This is a genomic window from Pseudomonas sp. P5_A2_2 (assembly GCF_054177685.1).
Map to the genome: position 1 here is coordinate 1 of NZ_JBGCUL010000855.1, position 1,914 is coordinate 1,914.

The following is a 1,914-nucleotide window of genomic DNA, read 5'->3' on the forward strand; positions in this document are numbered from 1 at the left end:
GCCAGGCAAGGCGCAGGCCGCTGGGAATGGTTGTTCCCTTTCCAAGGCCTGCAACGCAGCCTGGCCCGTTTTAAGGCACAACCCGAAGGGCCGGACCTGCTGTTGTGCAGGGCTGCGTTGCTCGAAGCTTATTTGGAATGACCAAACCACGCTTCTCGCGCCTTGCCCTGCACAACAGCAGACCCGGCGCGGTAGGGAAACTAATTGAGAACGCCCCCTAACAGTCCTTTGCAGAATGAAGTTCGTCAGAAACTTCGTTTGTCGGCGTCGCGCAAGGCTGCGATCTTTTGTCCATCCTTTACGTCACCGCGCCAGGAATCCTGTTCATGAACCACCCGAGCTTCGTCAGCCCTGACCTGATCCGCCAACGCTTCTCCAAAGCGATGTCCGACATGTATCGCGAGGAAGTGCCGTTGTACGGCGCGTTGATGGAACTGGTGGAGCAGACCAACCGTCACGTACTGGACAGCGATCGGCAAATCCTGCAGCAGCTCACCAGCACCGGCGAAATCGAGCGCCTGGACCTGGAGCGTCATGGGGCGATCCGCGTCGGTACGACCGATGAACTGGCGACACTCGCCCGCCTGTTCGCGGTGATGGGCATGCAACCGGTGGGTTACTACGACCTGACACCGGCCGGTGTGCCGGTGCATTCCACGGCTTTTCGCGCGGTGCATGAAGCGGCGTTGCAGGTCAGCCCGTTTCGAGTATTCACCTCGCTGTTGCGCCTGGAATTGATCGAAGACCTGGAGCTGCGAGCGTTCGCCCAGTCGATGCTCGACCGGCGCTCGATCTTCACCCCCACGGCCCTCTCCCTCATCGAACGTGCCGAATCCCGGGGTGGGCTGACCGAGCAGGAAGCCCTGGCGTTCGTCGAACAGGCCCTGGAAACGTTTCGCTGGCACCACAGCGCCACCGTCACTGCCGAGCAGTATCGACAACTCAGCGCCCAGCATCGCCTGATCGCCGACGTGGTGGCGTTCAAGGGCCCGCACATCAACCACCTGACACCACGGACCCTGGACATCGACATCGTCCAGGCGCAAATGCCGGCCCACGGCATCACCCCCAAGGCGGTGATCGAAGGCCCGCCCCGCCGCCAATGCCCGATCCTGTTGCGCCAGACCAGTTTCAAGGCCCTGGACGAGCCGATTGCCTTCACCGATCAAAACCAGGCTCGCGGCAGTCACAGCGCCCGTTTCGGCGAAATCGAACAGCGCGGTGCCGCCCTCACGCCCAAAGGCCGGGCACTGTACGACCGCTTGCTCAATGCCGCGCGGGACGAACTCAAGGACTTCCCCAACGAAGCCAACGCTGCGCGATACAACGCACTCATGGCGCAGCACTTCAACGAATTCCCTGACACCTGGGAAGACATGCGCCAACAGGGCCTGGCTTATTTCCGCTACTTCGTGACGGAAAAAGGCCTGGCGGCGGGTGACCTGACAAACGCCGCCCTGGAAGACTTGCTCGGCAGCGGTTGCCTGCGGGTTGAACCGCTGGTCTACGAAGACTTCCTGCCGGTCAGCGCTGCGGGGATTTTCCAGTCGAACCTTGGGGATGCGGCGCAGACCCGTTACGGCGTGCACGCCAACCAGCGAGCCTTCGAACAGGCTCTGGGGCGGCCGACGATCGATGAACTGGAGCTGTATGCCGACAGCCAGCGGCGTTCGATCGAGCAGTGTTTCGCGGCGTTGGCCGATGTCGTTCAAATCAATAAAAAACATGACTGAACGACTTCTCACCGCTCAATAAAAAAACGGGCGACCTGTTGGTCGCCCGTWTTTTTTATATCCGAAACTTTCAATACAGCAAAAAAGTGTTCGCCCAGTGCACTGGCCTCGGCAATCCATGCACTGGTAAAGAGCCTTGCACTGGGCGAACKGAAAATATTTTAGTAGAAGTGGCTAAATA

1 protein-coding gene is annotated in these 1,914 nt (G+C 60.1%); it reads left to right on the forward strand.

Annotated elements, in window-relative coordinates; all coding sequences use genetic code 11:
- The first annotated feature begins 326 nt into the window (after positions 1 to 326).
- Complete coding sequence (hglS, locus tag ACXRVY_RS26555) at positions 327 to 1,733, forward strand: 2-oxoadipate dioxygenase/decarboxylase HglS (protein WP_457266347.1); 1,407 nt, start codon at positions 327 to 329, stop codon at positions 1,731 to 1,733.
- Positions 1,734 to 1,914 lie beyond the last annotated feature (181 nt).